Source organism: Aureispira sp. CCB-QB1 (assembly GCF_000724545.1).
Taxonomy (GTDB): Bacteria; Bacteroidota; Bacteroidia; order Chitinophagales; family Saprospiraceae; genus Aureispira.
On record NZ_JHBV01000016.1, the window covers coordinates 243,096 to 259,436 of the forward strand.

At 36.4% G+C, this 16,341-nt stretch carries 8 protein-coding genes; 7 read left to right on the forward strand and 1 reads right to left on the reverse strand.

Annotated features, from left to right (window positions below; translation table 11 throughout):
• The first annotated feature begins 313 nt into the window (after nucleotides 1-313).
• The 3 genes from CG11_RS07575 to CG11_RS07585 all read left to right on the forward strand — a co-directional run bounded on the left by CG11_RS07575 (nucleotide 314) and on the right by CG11_RS07585 (nucleotide 7,104).
• Nucleotides 314-3,586, forward strand: a complete 3,273-nt coding sequence (locus CG11_RS07575; protein WP_052594726.1) for a CHAT domain-containing protein — start codon at nucleotides 314-316, stop codon at nucleotides 3,584-3,586.
• Nucleotides 3,587-3,910: 324 nt separating this feature from the next.
• The gene (locus tag CG11_RS07580; protein ID WP_052594728.1) at nucleotides 3,911-4,906 is read left to right on the forward strand and encodes a hypothetical protein; all 996 of its coding nucleotides are present in this window, start codon (nucleotides 3,911-3,913) and stop codon (nucleotides 4,904-4,906) included.
• A 302-nt stretch (nucleotides 4,907-5,208) separates the two neighbouring features.
• The gene (locus CG11_RS07585) at nucleotides 5,209-7,104 is read left to right on the forward strand and encodes a T9SS type A sorting domain-containing protein (RefSeq protein WP_081909494.1); all 1,896 of its coding nucleotides are present in this window, start codon (nucleotides 5,209-5,211) and stop codon (nucleotides 7,102-7,104) included.
• Between the two features lie 392 nt (nucleotides 7,105-7,496).
• Here CG11_RS07585 and CG11_RS07590 read toward each other — a convergent pair whose 3' ends face one another.
• Nucleotides 7,497-9,512, reverse strand: coding sequence for a urocanate hydratase (locus CG11_RS07590; RefSeq protein WP_052594738.1), 2,016 nt, complete (start codon nucleotides 9,510-9,512; stop codon nucleotides 7,497-7,499).
• Nucleotides 9,513-9,979: 467 nt separating this feature from the next.
• On the opposite strand from CG11_RS07590, the gene CG11_RS07595 reads away from it, so the two are divergent.
• The 4 genes from CG11_RS07595 (at nucleotide 9,980) to CG11_RS07610 (ending at nucleotide 16,318) form a co-directional block, all read left to right on the forward strand.
• Nucleotides 9,980-12,619, forward strand: a complete 2,640-nt coding sequence (locus tag CG11_RS07595) for an SUMF1/EgtB/PvdO family nonheme iron enzyme (RefSeq protein WP_052594739.1) — start codon at nucleotides 9,980-9,982, stop codon at nucleotides 12,617-12,619.
• 105 nt (nucleotides 12,620-12,724) lie between these two features.
• Complete coding sequence (locus CG11_RS07600) at nucleotides 12,725-15,133, forward strand: TonB-dependent receptor (protein ID WP_052594740.1); 2,409 nt, start codon at nucleotides 12,725-12,727, stop codon at nucleotides 15,131-15,133.
• Between the two features lie 7 nt (nucleotides 15,134-15,140).
• Entirely contained in the window at nucleotides 15,141-15,734 is a 594-nt protein-coding gene (locus tag CG11_RS07605; protein WP_052594741.1) for an RNA polymerase sigma factor, read from the forward strand.
• Nucleotides 15,731-16,318, forward strand: coding sequence for a hypothetical protein (locus tag CG11_RS07610; protein ID WP_052594747.1), 588 nt, complete (start codon nucleotides 15,731-15,733; stop codon nucleotides 16,316-16,318). Before CG11_RS07605 ends, CG11_RS07610 begins: the two co-directional genes overlap by 4 nt.
• Nucleotides 16,319-16,341 lie beyond the last annotated feature (23 nt).

Consider the following 16,341-nt stretch of genomic DNA (forward strand, 5'->3'; position numbering starts at 1 on the left):
TTATCATCCATTCGGCTAAAATAGTACAAATAGAAAAAAGATATTTTCCATCTATCAAAAAAATTGAGTTGAAGAACAAACTTTGACTGGCTTATTTTTATTATTCTAAGTACAATAGGTAGAAAAGATAAGCTAATAAAATAGCTTTTTCTTGTTTGGAATAAAAAGAAAAAAATTCACATTTCCCCTTAGCCATTGTGTTCATAGAATCGTAAGTCATCCCTTTTATCGTTTTACAAACACAGTGTATAATTGCATATTATAGTAAAGAAATTAATTTTATGTATTCCCTTAATAAACGTTTATACATCTAATGAACCACTTATTTATTGTTGTTCTACTCTTATTATCGTTGACGACAATTGCTCAAGATTCTGATTATATTATCACCAAAGAAGATGCTACTAAATATGGAAAAATAGAGGGCTTGAATTTGAGTATTAGCTCCAGTGCCATTACATTTATAGATGAGCGTGGAAAAACGAGTAGGTATACTCCCAACGAGTTGTTGGAATGGCGCAAAGATGGCATTATATACCAAACAAAACTCTATCCATTCAAAAACAAGAAGCCAGTACTTACATTTATGCATCTTCTTGCAGAAAATGCAACAGGAATAAGTGTGTATGAATATGCAACTAGGTTTAATCCTAAAGGAGCTACTGATATCTTTTTAGAAAGAGATGGACAATTAACTAAAGTTCGTTTTGGTCGCTTTAGAAAACAGATGATAGAATACTTTAGTGACCGTTCAGAAATTACGGCTCTTCTCAAAAACAGAGAAGTTAAGAAAAAAGATTTATTAAACCTTGTCGAGGAGTACAATGAATTAGTTGCTAATGAATCAGATTATGATGGCACTCCCTTTGGGCAGCAGCGGACAAAGAAGAAACGTATCTGGAATTTGAATGATATGTTGCTAAGTACCGATGAAGCTGCCAAAAAATACATGGCAGCTATTAAAGAAGCAACGAAAGATATTTTAGATAAAAAAATTCAGGCAATCGAAATTGATTATGGGGTTGGTTTGTCTTTTTTTGAACAAAACAAATACGACGAAGCACTTCCTTATCTAAAAAGTGCAAGAGAAGCTATTGATGCAGAGCAAATAAAAACAGACAAATCGCCTCGCATTGCTTCTATGTTAGCAGCAATTTATTTTAGCCAACGAAAATATAATCTTGCCATTAATTATAATAGCAATGCTTTATTGCTTTGGGAGAATGGTTTATCCAATGATTCGGATGCTTTTCACCTCTACAATAGTTACATTACACAAGGGCGAATCATTCAAGCATTGAGAGCTTCTGCCTCTAATGTTGCTTGGTATGAAATGACTGTTAATGATGCTCAAAAGGATTGGGAAGAACAGTTAACGGTTCGAAACTTAGCGCCTATTGTACATGCGAGCAAACCCAATAAATCCGTTGATTATAATTTGGCATTGTTGTTTTACAAAAGTGCAGAAGATATTCTCTACAAACTGCCTAGACAAAAACAAATTGAGAAAAAAATAGACTTGCACATTTTAATTGGAAAATTATATTTTGAAGCGGGAGATTATCCTCTCTCTCAAATTTATTATGAAAAAGCCCTTGAGTCCATTGATAATTATTACAATTACAACAACCCACACCCTAGAAAAGGGGAGGTCAAACGTATTTTGAGTGAAATATATCTGGCCAATCAATTATATTCCGAAGCTTTAAATTATATCGACCAAGCTCAACACAGTCAAGTAGGAGCAGAAATAGAGATTGATTATTCTCTTTTGGATAATATCTATAAGATTCCTTTTCCTTTAGAGCTATTAAATTCAATTACCACTAAGGGGATTATTCTTTATGAAAAAAATAAGCATAATCCATCTGAAGTTGAATTAAAAAAAGTATTGGCACATTATGCTATTGCTACAGAATTACTGTATAAACTTCGGGCAATTCAACGAGATGATGAATCAAAATACCAATTAGGAACGATTACACATCGATTGAGCCAGCATGCTGTAAAAATTTGTAATACACTCTACTTAAAAACTCAAAATCAAGATTACTTGCACGAAGCGTTTTCTTATGCAGAGCTTTCTAAAAGTGCTGTACTGTTTGAGACAATACACAACCTAAACTCAATGCAGATAGCGGGTATTCCTAGAAACTTAACCGTTATGGAAAATGGCTTTAAAGTTCAGATTTCTTACTTAAAGGGAGAAATTTTTTATGAAATGCAACAGGGAAAATACGCTAATAAAGAACGCATCAAACAATTACAAAATAAGGTTGAAGCTATCTCTAAAGAACATACTATCCTATTAAAAAAATTAGAGCGAAATTATCCCGAGTACTATGATTTAAAGTATAGTAATAACAAAGGAGTAACACTTAAACAACTACAAAAAGCATTAAAAAATGATGAAGTTTTTCTAGAATATGTGGTTACAGATACCTTTGTATATGTTTTAGCAATTAGCAACCAAACCATAAAAAGCCAGTTTAAAACTCTTAAACGCCCTCTGCCTTATACTGTCAAAAAGCTTCAACATGCCTTAAGAGACAATAAGGCTGATTTGTATGCGATCCACGGTAATGCGCTTTATGAAAGTGTTATTGGGGAGTTGACCCCCTTCTTGGAAGGCAAAAGGCTTATCATTGCTCCCGATGCAGAGTTAAATTACATCCCATTTGGGGTCTTGCCGACCAATCAACCACAGTTAAAAAGTACTGGGGCTTCTATTTACAGACAAGTACATTTCTTAATTGAAGATCATCCTATTTATTACAATTATTCGGCGGGTATGTTTTTATTAAGCAAACGTCAAAGACCACACAAGAACATCCATAAATCTATTTCTACTTGGGCTCCTAACTTTACTGCAATGGAGACTATTATTAAGGATAAAGGTATTGGAGAAAAGTTGCGTCCCTTGCCTGGTGCTCAGCAAGAAGCACAGCACATAGCGGATATGTTTGCTAGTAATGCTTATATCAATAGTGCTGCCTCTGAATTACAATTTAAATCAAAAGCCCACGATTATAGTGTTTTGCACATTGCTACACATGGTGTTCTCAATGATTTAGATCCGATGTTTTCCAGTCTAATTCTGAAAAACGAAGGCTTAGAGGATGGTATTTTACATGCTTTTGAACTTTATAATATGCGACTAAATGCAGATTTGGCGGTATTAAGTGCTTGCAACTCTGGTATGGGAAAACTTGCCAAAGGAGAAGGTGTCGTGAGTATTGCTCGTGGGTTTTCTTATGCTGGTATTCCTAATATTATTATGAGTAAATGGCCCGTATCTGACTGGTCTACAGAATTGCTAATGAAGCAATTTTATAGAAATCTCAAAAAGGGAATGCCCATCGACGAAGCACTACAAAAGGCAAAAATTAAGTACTTAAATGAAAATAGAGAAAATGCCAATCTCTTAGCTCCTTTTTATTGGGGTGGCTTTGTTTTGTCAGGCAATAGCATGCCAATCAATTCCCTTAAAGATCCTGCTGCTGGTTATCTCTGGTATCTTGGTATTCTCTTAATAGCTGTAGCTCTTATTTCCTTACTAATCAAGGTTAAAGCTAAATTTTTCTAAAACTATTGTCCTTAACATCAATAGTTCGTTAAAAAACTTTATTAGCTTGATAATCAGCAAATTACATTCTTGTTGCATTTTGTGTTAAAACTTTGATTATCAAACTAATATAAATGTGCTTTTTTATCTTTTTGGTAAAAAAGTAAAAAAGCAACGAACTACTATAACATACTATTTGGGTAATATGGTTTGAAGTTTGTTGAATGCATTGATAGAATATAGAACCTCTTTTTTTAAACAATTTGTCTAATTTGTCTATATTCTTTCATTTTATAAAAATTCGTAGTTTGTTAGCCCCCTCTAGCAGCTTTTAAATGATTGACTATGCAACGTTTTCTTATCGTCCTTCTGTTGTTTTCTTTGTATTATTCTAGTAATGCTCAAGATACTATAAAGGTACTCTATGCGCAAGATTCCACTTCTATTATTCAACTGCACAACGCCTCTAAAGTAGTTTATACATTTTCTGATCCAGTCCTTTACAACAACCCAACAGAACTGCCTATTACACTACACCTTGGAGAGGCTACTATCACAGTATTAACTACTGCTCAAACGCAAACAACCGACCAAACAATAACCTCTGGAACATTTCCTTCCCGAATTTTAGACACACAACTAAAAGGGCATATCCTTTTTGGAAAAACATTGTTGCGTGCATTAGATAGTGTTGGTGTTGATTCAACGATTACCCTAAACACGCAAATCCTCCTAAAAGACAAAGTTATCACTGGTCCGTTATACCTAAATTTAAAAGGAGAGACTGGTTCTTATAAAAGATATTGGAATGAAATAGAATATTATGCGCTACTAGAAGAGCAAGCTATTGTACAAGATTCCATTCAAAAACTAACCGCAGATAATCAACGAGCCAAAGCATTAATGGATGCTAGTTACAAGTATGTAGTGGTTACCGCTAATCAAGTAGATGCCAACCAAAAGGAACTGGATAAAAAGTATAGTCAATTTAATACCAATATGGAAAGCCTAAAAAAAATAAATATGCGCATTGATGAGGCTTTCGAAAAATCCAAATCAGGGCAACAGTTAACAGAAGAAGAAAAAAAGCAAATTGCTTACTTAACAACAGATGGTAGTACTCTAAAAAAAGAACTCAAAAAACAGCCCAATGGCGCCGAAGCTTTAAAGGTTTTTGAAAAAATGTCTAAGGCTATGACACAAAATAAATCTGCTGAAAAACAATACAACAAGACCAAACAGGTTTATGACAATCAAACTCAACGATTAAAATCATTTACAAAAAGAGGACAAAAGATAGAACAACGCATCCAAACACTAAAGAAGTTGTTGGAGTTGTAAAAAGTGCTCATTATCTCGAATCACTTTTATGCTTGAAAATGCCTAAGACATCACAATTTGTCTTAGGCATTTTTATTTTTTTGCTTTGATTTACCACGAAACTAACCATAAAATAAAACCAAATAGTATTCATTCCATAACTTTATAGTTAAAATTTAATATTACATATACTAAAATTTATGAAATTTAATTTTTAGTCGTATACTTGTAATATTCAAAAACTCACACGAACTCATTGATTCTAAGTCAACTACTCCTTACCTACCCACTATTATCTTTAATCACATTAAAAATCAACACACATGAACTCCTTCAAGGTCAGAATATCCCTATGCTTATGGGGATGCTTAATTTTGAGTATGCTCTCTCTCAACGCACAAACTATTTCAACGTATCAGTTGCCACCACCTCAGCAGTTAACACCTTTGTTTATTGGACCTATTACAGGGAGTGGTATTTATTATGGTGCCACGCCCACTACGGTAGACCCCAACAAGCCTGTGATTGTCTATGTACATGGTTTTATAGATTTGAACAATGTTTGGTTTCTTCCTGGTAATGATATTTATGAAGATACTTATAATGCTCATCAAAATTGCGCTTTTGTTGCCATGACAAGAGGGCAAGGTATGTGGCAGAACGGACAACTTTTAGCACAAATGTTGGATGATATCACCCGACATTTTGGTGTTAATGATGTTGTCATTGTTGCGCATAGCAATGGAGGGAAAGCTTCAGAAGTTGCCATGATTACCCATAACCGTCGTCATAAAGTAGAACGCGTTATTACCTTAGGAACGCCTTTTTATGGCACAGAGTTAGCAAACTTAGCTGAAATGCCTGGCTTTAATTGGATCGTAGACTTAATTGGCTTGGGAGGAGGAACATCGACCTCTACTACTTACTATATGGGAGGTTATGCCCGCCCGATTTTAGACTGGCATTGGCGCAATCAACCTGGTAAATTCATCAACTTAGGCACTTGGGGATACGATAATGGCTCTAGCTTATTAAGGCCTGTCATGATTACTAGTGGTAACTTATTAAACTGGATGGGATCGGGTTCTTCTGTTGGTGGCAACGATGGCGTTACGCCGTATTGGAGTTCGGCACGTCGCAGAGGTCGCCCTCAATGGACACCAGGACATGGTAATCCTCTATCTAGATTTGACCACCTTGATGTGGCGCTTTCTAGTGCTGTTTGGAATACCATCGAACCTTTATTCATGGCACCACTTTCTTCTTTACGAGAGGATGTGACTCAAACCAATAGTGCAGAATCCGTTAATGCCACTATTTCTAGTCGTTTGCAATTTGTAGACTCTGAAGATGAGAACCGCTCGTTTACGGTAGAAAAAGGAATTAAAGACTTGGCAATGATTATTTTGCATCATTCTGCTAGTGATCAATTTACATTACAACAAATTCTTCCAAATGGCAAGCTAATTCCTGTAGCTATTGATATTAACGACATTCGCACAACATCTGATTTGATGGAAGGGGTATCAAGTTATATTCCTTTAGATCAATTGCCTGTTGGTCAGTACAAAATCAGCAGTCAAAATAAATTTGTTGCTCTTATTAATCATCGAAAAGGTGTAGAATTAGAATACAACAACCGCCACCAATTTGCTTTTGATAATCGTCCTTCTTTTGAGGTCAAACTAAATCACGCTGACCAATACGATTTATCTCAATTATCACTAAAAGCAATTATAACTTATAAGCATCATTTAGATGGCTCTCCTTTGAAAAAAGAGGTCACTACCCTCGAAGCCTTTCAGTCAACAGGAGAAGGTGTGTATACTTTGCGCCCTACAAAACTTCTAGAAAATGGTGTTTACAATATTGTTGTACAAGCACAGCATCCTGACTTTCAGAAATCATTGGTAACTGGATTTGTTGTCAATACAAAAGAAGCCATTCCTGCTAAAAAAACAAGCACCACACTTTCAGCATTATCTATTTATCCCAATCCTGCAAAAGATTTTATTCAAGTTGCTTTTGAAAACAGCCAAGAAGCACAATTGAATATATATGATATTAATGGTAGAGTTGTGCACCAATACACCTGCACAGCAATTGGACAACAGCAAATCCAATTCGATTTGAACGAATTAAAACTAAGCCAAGGTACTTATTTCTTAGAAGTTCAAATGGGAGAAGAAAAAATGACAGAGATATTTGTAAAAATGTAATCCTAGAATCGTTCGTAAAATGATAGTTTAATTTAGTTTGAAGATTAGTACTACTAATCTTCAAACTTTTTTTAGCTGATTCGCTGATTAATATTCTTAGCAGTTCAATTCATTACTCCGTTGAAACCACGCAGTAGCAGCGCAGCTAACTAAAAGCAAAGCGCTCACGCAGCAAATCGTATTAGCTTGATTATCAACTTCACTAAAAGACTAATAATCAACGGCGAAGCCCTCACACGGTAAACTAATGCAAGATACTTTTTTATATTTTTACTTCGTGAGCCTGCGGGTTCGTAAGAAAACTAAAAAACTAAGCTTGCCGAGTAGGCTTGTGCTAGTGGCACAAAAGCCCAAGTTCATGACCAGAGGGAATAATCAACAGAGTATTAAAATTAAAATAACCCTTCTATTAAGGCATCATCAGCTACATTGGGCAATGTAACTTTTAAGTTTGGATTTAAATCCATAGCACGTTGAATAGCAGTTACGGCACCTTCATTTCTAGCCCAATTTCGACGAGCGATTCCATTATTAACATCCCAAAACAACATGGACTTAAGTCGACGGTCAGCTGCTTCTGTGCCATCCAACAACATTCCAAAACCACCATTCATCACTTCTCCCCAGCCAACACCACCACCATTGTGTAGCGAAATCCAAGTTGCTCCTCTAAAAGCATCCCCAACAAAATTTTGCACCGCCATATCTGCTGTAAATTGAGAACCATCATAGATATTAGAAGTCTCTCGATAAGGAGAGTCCGTTCCAGAAACATCGTGATGGTCTCTTCCTAAGACAACAGGACCAGATAACCGACCGTCTTTGATGGCTTGGTTAAAGGCTTCTGCAATACGGATGCGCCCTTCGCTATCTGCATACAAAATACGAGCTTGTGACCCAACGACCATTTTGTTCTCTTCTGCCTGCTTTATCCAATGCAAATTGTCTTCCATTTGCTGGCGAATATCATCAGGTGCATTGTCTAACAATGATTCAATAACTTCTGCCGCAATTTTATCAGTCATTTGCAAGTCTTCTTTTGTTCCAGAAGCACATACCCAACGGAATGGTCCAAATCCATAATCAAAACACATCGGTCCCATGATATCTTGCACATAAGAAGGATACTTAAAATCAACTCCGTTTGCTGCCATTACATCTGCTCCTGCACGAGAAGCTTCTAACAAGAAAGCATTTCCATAATCAAAAAAGTAAGTTCCCTTTTCGGTGTGTTTATTAATGGCTGTGGCATGGCGACGCAACGTCTCTTGTACCTTTTCTTTAAAAGCATCTGGGTCTGAAACCATTAATTCATTGGCTTCCTCATAACTTAGGTCTGCTGGATAATACCCACCAGCCCAAGGATTGTGCAAAGAGGTTTGATCCGATCCCAAATCGACATAGATGCCTTCTGCTTCAAACTTCTCCCAAACATCAACCACATTGCCATCATAAGCAATGGACACCACTTCTTTCTTTTCTTTTGCTTGACGTACTCTAGCACACAATTCATCCAAATCACTAATTACTTCATCGACCCATCCTTGCTCGTGGCGCTTGTAAGTCGCTGCTGGATTTACCTCTGCTGTTACCGAAATCACGCCTGCTATATTTCCAGCTTTGGGCTGGGCTCCCGACATACCGCCTAAGCCTGCTGTAACAAATAATTTTCCAGTCGTTCCTTTGTCGTCAATTTTTCGGCAACCATTTAAAACCGTGATTGTTGTTCCGTGGACAATTCCTTGTGGTCCGATATACATGTAAGACCCCGCTGTCATTTGTCCATATTGAGTAACCCCTAACGCATTAAACTTCTCCCAATCATCTGGCTTAGAGTAGTTAGGAATCATTAGACCATTGGTCACGACTACTCTTGGAGCATCTTTGTGAGAAGGAAACAATCCCAAAGGGTGCCCCGAATACATGACCAAAGTTTGTTCATCCGTCATCGTTGCCAAATACTGCATGGTCAATAAATACTGCCCCCAATTTGAAAAAACGCCACCATTCCCTCCATAGGTAATCAATTCATGCGGATGCTGCGCAACAGCAGGATCCAAGTTATTTTGAATCATCAACATAATAGCTGCCGCTTGCTGGCTTTGGCAAGGATAATCTTGAATCGGTCTAGCATACATCTCGTAATCTGGACGAAATCGATGCATATAGATTCTTCCATATGCCTCTAATTCTTGGGCAAACTCAGGTGCTAATACACGGTGTTGTTCTTTTGGAAAATAGCGCAATGCATTGCGTATCGCCAATTTTTTTTCTTCTTCCGTCAAAATATCTTTGCGTTTAGGAGCGTGGCTTACGGTATTGTCTAACGCTTTAACTGGTGGCAAATCACTTGGAATTCCTGCTAAAATTGCTTGTTGAAAGTCCGTCAAATGGTCAATCGCATTCATAATATTTTGATTTTAGTTTGTGCTGAATTAATAGTAAGATACTAGACATTATCATGAATGAAATAGTATGCCTACAAAAACATCTTTCTCTAATTGACTTCGTCAAAGGCTCTACTTCATAACTTATAGCTATGAGTTTGCGCTTGTCCTTGTCCTTCAAAAAATCTTGCTTTTTCGACAATACAACTCTATTCATGGTCATGTCTACTAATTTCTAGTGTTTGATACCTCAAATATAAGGAGTCCCAAGCTAGGTTTAAAAAAAGCATCCAAAAAATGCCCCCCTTATTAGTTTTAGTATACTTAAGAGTCTTTTTTACTACTAACGCACGATTGATTATTGGGAAACAAAAAAAGTTAGAAAAAAAATGAACGCATCCAATGTTCGTGTGTATAAGGAAGCGATTTTAATTTTTAGAGGGCTCAAAAGTAAAACTATAGCCTATTATTCTTAATTGTATGTTCTCATGAAAACCTTCAACTGCTTTTTTATACTTTGTTTTTTATATTCTATCGTCACCCTTGCTAAGCCGCCACAAAAAATTTATAGCATCACACGTCAAAACTTATCGGCAGAATACTACTTCAAACAAATTAATCTTTGGAAGCAAGAAATAGAAAAGAATCAACATAACCACGATGCTTGGTTCAATTATTTTATGGCCCATCAAGTACTCTTAGAAAAAGGAAGTATAAGTACAACAGACTTACAAGCAATAAACGAAGCGCTACAAAAAGCTTTGCCTGCATCTTTTGAAGCCAACTTTGCCCAATACGTCGTCCAAAAAGACATTCAGTTCTTACTCAAAGCTTTTGATTTGGCTCCTCACCGTTATGAAACATATCCTGATTTAATTCAATATTATAAAATCAGCTTCCAAGATGAAAAAGTTACTGATTTATGCCAAAAGTGGCTTGCTTCTGGCGAGTACTCTAGTGGTTTGCTGCATTGGAACTACAATGTTTTAGTAGGTTTGTCTAAAAATGCTATTTTACTAACAGAAGGCGACAACTATACGCACCCTTTATGGCTTTTGCAACATGGCAAAGGACTACGTCAGGACATACACGTTTTAAACTTAGAATTACTAACTCAACCTGATTATAGGAAGACTATTTTTGAGCAGTTAGAGATTCCTATGCTTATTTCTAACGAAAAACCTGCTATTGTTCGGCATTTATCACAAGTTCATTTGAATTACCCATTGTACCTTGGCATTAGCATTTCCAAAGGTTTGATCAAAAACTATGAAGAAGAACTCTATATTGTTGGCTTGGCTTTTAAACATAGCCCCAAGGCTTTTGACAATATTAGCACCTTAGTTGATAATTATGAGCAGCATTTCTTATTAGATTATTTAACAACTCCCCTTTACTACGACATTAGTCAAGACATTGTTCATCAAACGAATGTAAACTACCTTCCTGCATTTTTAATTTTGCACGATTATTATCAAGAGAATAATGAGTGGGACAAAGCCACCCAAATTAAAAGCTTAAGTTTAAAAATAGCGGATGCAGCACAAAAGGGAGACGACTTAAGAGCTTATTTGGACAACAACTTTCAATCTGGAAAATCAAAAACCATGATTGAGATTTCTCATAAAGACATTGAAGAGAACTTCGAACCCTTGGATTACAATTTAAACCTATATGCAGGGGTTACAGAGGTTACCAATGAAGTGTATGAATTATTCTTAACAGATTTGTTAAAGCGTAAGGAGTTTGATCAATTACAAGCTCATAAAATATACAAGACAGACTGGCGTAGTTACTTGCCAACAAAATTTCAAAATCTCCCCGAAGAACGCTTGTACCTACATGGTTCTCCAGATGATCCTGATGCTCCCATTCAGAATATTAGTTACGAATCGGCAACTGCATTTTGTGACTGGTTAACGGCTATTTATAATAATATCGAGCATAAAAAAAAGAAATTTAAACGGGTTCGTTTTAGACTACCAACGGAAGAAGAATGGATGTTAGCAGCCTCTACTCTTAGCCCTAATGCAGATACTACTGTCGTGTTTAAGGAATACCAATACTCTTGGGGAGGTCAATTTGTAAAAAATGCCCAAGGTTGTTTCTTGGCTAATTTTAATACCAGCAACTCAACAGCAAAAGATCCTAAAGACCAAGGAAGCCCTGCCTTGGATGGTGCCTTTTTTAGCTTGGTGGCTGATGCCTATTTCCCCAACAATTATGGCTTGTTTAATACCATTGGTAATGTTGCCGAAATGGTTCAAGAAAAAGGAATCGCCAAAGGGGGTAGTTGGTATCATGCTCCTGAAGTTTCTACCATACATCATGTGCAAACTTATACCGAACCTCAACCTTATATTGGGTTTCGAGTTTTTATGGAGGTATTAGAAGAAGGAACTCAAGATAAGATTCGTAAAGGTATGATGGGTCCTCCCAACACCCTACACCTTAAGGGCAACTTGTATATGGATGAGAGTGAAATCACCAATATTTCTTGGTTAGAGTACCAATATTGGATGAAGCAAAATGAAATTAACAAATATGAAACGACTCAATTAGACACAACGGTATGGATCAGTTTGGGTAGTCAGTATGCTTCCTTTCAGAAACTTTATCATACACATAGGGCTTATGCTGATTTTCCAGTTGTTGGAGTTAGCCATCAACAGGCTATTGACTATTGTCAATGGCGTTCTAAGGTAGTCAATGAAATGTTGGCGTTGAATCCTAGCAGTCAAAAGAAGTTTGGAAAAATTTTGTATCGCCTACCTACTCAAAAAGAATGGGAATATGCCGCAAGTGGAGGGTTAGACAAAAAAGATTTTCCTTATGGTTATAATACGTTAACAACTCCCAAAGGAGGTAAAAAAGTTTATCTAAGCTGGTCAAATTCAGAACATAGCAAAGACTCAACGGCTACCGCTAACGCTTATAGTTTTACTCCTAATGGAAAAGGTTATTACAATATGATTGGTAATGTTGCCGAAATGATTCAAGAAAAGGGAGTCGCCAAGGGAGGTAGTTGGATTCATACCCCCAATCAAAGTAAGATTAGCAATCAATTATCTTATGATGTGCCTAGTCCTTGGTTGGGTTTTAGATGCATTTGCGAAATTGGCTTGTAAAACAAACGCTATTTGCCTCCAATTAATCATTTTCAATAGTTCGTTGAAACCACGCAGTAGCAGCGTAGCTAACTACTACATTTTAAGACACTCACAATTTACCTTATGTGCACACAAGAAAACCATAACCATTTTGTACTCCTGTTCTTGGCACTGCTTCTTAGCAGTGCTGGGATACAGGCACAACAAAAACAATTTTTTAGCCTCAAAGGACAGTTGATTAATTCTGACAAAGATCCTATTGAAGTAGGCAATGTTCTTGTCCTCAATTTAATAGATTCTTCTTTGATAAAGGGAACCTATATTTTAGATGGCACCTTTGAACTAGAAGGGCTTTCTACTCCCAATTTCTTGGTAAAACTAACCGCATTAGGGTACACAGATACGATTTTCAATGTCCAAACTGACCTTAAAGAAGGCCTATTGGATTTAGGAATTTTGTCACTTAGTTATGATAATAACTTAACTATGATAACGGTAGAATCTACCGTTCCAACCTTTAAGTCTGAGCGAGGAAAAGTAATTGTCAATGTAGAAAAATCTATGTTGAGCAATAGTGGAACTGCCCTTGACGTTTTGCATCGTTCTCCCAAAATAATTGTCAATTCTAAAGATGAAGTTCAAGTATTTGGCAAAGGAGCTCCTATCTTGTTATTAGATGGGCAGCCCGTCACCGTTCAAGAACTCAAAACAATTCCTTCTACTGAAATCAAAGAAGTGGAAATCATCAAAAATCCATCGGCTCGTTACGATGCTGCTGGGCGGGCAGTTATTAATATTATTACTCGCCGACAAAACATAGAAGGTTACAATGGTAGAGCCTTGGTAAGGTTAACCCAAGCTCGTTTTTTCGGTGCTTTTGGCAATCTAAGTTTTAATTATAAAAAGAAAAAATGGTCTGTTGGACTTAGTTATGCGTTTAATTACGATAAAGACTGGGACGCTAATAATTACATCCGAACATATCCAACCAACGGAAAGGATACCATGCGCATGTTGAACAATATCGAAAGCATACGAACAATACCACAAGGACATTACTATCGTTTTAAATTAGGCTATAGACCTGACTCGATCAGTATCTTGGGGCTTCAGTATCGTGGCTCCTTTGGGCTGCACAACTCAACCATCAACAACGACAACCAAATCACATTGAACCATCATCCGTTTAATACGATTGCAGCGATTACAACGGGTTCGTCTAGTTCTATGAATAACTCTGTTAATCTTAACTATACTAGAGACTTAGATACTCTAGATAGTGAGATTTTCATAGCAAGTCAATATTCTAATTATACTCGCAATGGGTTGGACAAAATTAACCAGCAACAGCAAATGCCTCTAGACACCCAATACAATGCTTATCAAAATGGTTCTAATAGCAATATTCATATTTTTAATGGGCAAATAGATTTCACAAAAGGGTTTAAGAATCAAATTAGGCTTGAATCTGGGATTAAAAATGCTTTTATTATGAATAATAGTACCATTAGTTTTTTAGAGCAAAATAGTAGAGGAGAATGGGTTAGGGATAGTAGTTTTAGCAATGGTTATCGTTATAATGAAAATATATTGGGCATTTATAGTCAGATAAATTGGGAAAATGAAAAATGGTTTGTAGAAGCGGGCATCCGTGCAGAATGGACAACCTTACAAGGTTTTTCTAAAATAGAAGAACGCCCAATCTTAGGTCGCAATTATTGGCATGCGTTTCCAACGGCTTCTCTTAGTTATAACATCTTAGAAGATTTGACAACCTCTATTAGTTACACCACTAGTATTCAGCGTCCTAGCTTTGGGGATTTAAATCCTTTTGTCGATTTTATTGATCAATACTCGACCGAGACAGGTAATCCTTACTTAATACCTGCTTACACTCATTCTGCTGAATGGGCATTGACTTATATGGAAATGGCGTCCTTAGAGTTTGAGTTTGCCCGTACGTTTCATCACATGGATATTTTTATTGACAAAGTGGGCAACAACTTTAATATTATTACCAAGAATTATGACAAAGTAGACCAAATCAATGTTTCGCTCAATCTACCTTATGAGAATAAATGGTGGACAACCTACAATGCATTGGGTTTTAGTTATACTACATTACAATATGACAAAGGAAATGATTTACTAAATTATAGCCGTCCCATGTTTTATATTTACAGTTATAATGCCTTTAGAATTCCTAAGGTATTCAATCTAGAAATTACTTTTCAATATGTCTCTGGTGGCGCAGAAGGTTATTTTAGTTTTAATCCTTTTTACGAATTAGGGGCTAGTATTGAACGCAAATTTTTAGACGACAAGTTATCCATTCGACTATCTTTTAGCGATATATTATATTCTTACAGGGAGAGTGGTCGGTCTTTGGTCAGTAATTTTAACATCAATTATCACAACCGTTATAATACGCGTTATGCTCGTTTGGCGATAAGTTATAATTTTGGAAAATTGAAAGCTCAAGGTCTAAAAGATCGTTCTGTTAACCGTTCTGAAATAGGGCGAATTAAATAAAAGCTTCATGTTCTTTAAAACCAATTATCAACAGTTAAAAGATGAGGCATTGATGCAGCGAATTGTGAAAGGGCAATCAAAGGCTTTTGATGAACTGTACCATCGTTATTATGAAAAAATGTACTATTACTTTTTTCGGATGCTAGGACAGAATGCTGCCAAAGCGCAAGATTTTGTTCAAGACATGTTTGTTAAATTAATCGAACAACCTGAAGCCTTTGACTCTAATCGAAAGTTTTCTACTTGGATTTATACAATTGCTTCAAACATGTGCAAAAACGAATACCGCCGAAAAAGCAACCGTTTCTCTAATTTAGACGATTGTGAAACCATTCCTAGTCGAGGGCAAACCATCCCTCTGCAACTGGATCAAAAAATCTTTAACAAACACCTAGAATTGGCCATTGAGCAATTAAAACCCAAGCACAAAATCTGTTTCATTTTACGTTATCAAGAAGAACTAAGTATTCAGCAGATTAGCCAAGTTTTAGACTGTCCTGAAGGAACCGTAAAATCTAGATTACACCATGCCCTAAAACAACTGTCCAAACAATTAGCTATTTTTAATCCCCAAGCACATCAAAACAAAGAAGCTTTATGAATGATAACTACGAACAACTAGAGCAATTGATGCTTCAAAAAGACTTTGAAGATTTAAGCCTTGATGAACAACAGTATGTGCAGCATTGGATGTCTCCTCAGATTTACCAGCAACAACGCCTTATCTTAATAAAAAGCAAGCAAATCTTGTCGCAAAAGAAACCTTTGGATGGAAATACATTAGAAGATTTGCAAGCACGTTTTAAAGCTAAACACCAACCGCAGCAACAGACTCCTACAAGTATTCCGATCTATCAAGCCATCTTAGCAGCCGTTTTGGTTGGAATTATAGTTGGGTGGTTTCGCCCTGTTACAGAAACTGTTCTAAAAAAGGAGGTTGTTTATCTTCCCAAAGTAGATACCATTATCCAAGAAAAAATAAGGATTCAAGAAAAAATAGTCTACCGAACCAAAATCGTAGAAGTCCCTATTTTAAAAATAGATACCATCTATGTCCCCACCCTTGATAAAACGCATTTTTATCAAGAAAAAGATACATCAACTATTTTTGCCAAACAGCACTCAAAGGGTAAATCCATCCGAGAGATGGGAGATCTAATGAATTTTGTTGTTGGAGCAAACTAGCAACAACCTGCTATCAATGACCG

What these genes read in the sequence shown, in the direction of transcription:
- CG11_RS07580 (WP_052594728.1), top strand. Translation starts at nt 3,911, where the DNA reads ATGCAACGTTTTCTTATCGTCCTTCTGTTGTTTTCTTTGTATTATTCT.
- CG11_RS07585 (WP_081909494.1), top strand. Translation starts at nt 5,209, where the DNA reads ATGAACTCCTTCAAGGTCAGAATATCCCTATGCTTATGGGGATGCTTA.
- CG11_RS07600 (WP_052594740.1), top strand. Translation starts at nt 12,725, where the DNA reads ATGTGCACACAAGAAAACCATAACCATTTTGTACTCCTGTTCTTGGCA.
- CG11_RS07605 (WP_052594741.1), top strand. Translation starts at nt 15,141, where the DNA reads ATGTTCTTTAAAACCAATTATCAACAGTTAAAAGATGAGGCATTGATG.
- CG11_RS07590 (WP_052594738.1), bottom strand. Translation starts at nt 9,512, where the DNA reads ATGAATGCGATTGACCATTTGACGGACTTTCAACAAGCAATTTTAGCA.
- CG11_RS07610 (WP_052594747.1), top strand. Translation starts at nt 15,731, where the DNA reads ATGAATGATAACTACGAACAACTAGAGCAATTGATGCTTCAAAAAGAC.
- CG11_RS07595 (WP_052594739.1), top strand. Translation starts at nt 9,980, where the DNA reads ATGAAAACCTTCAACTGCTTTTTTATACTTTGTTTTTTATATTCTATC.
- CG11_RS07575 (WP_052594726.1), top strand. Translation starts at nt 314, where the DNA reads ATGAACCACTTATTTATTGTTGTTCTACTCTTATTATCGTTGACGACA.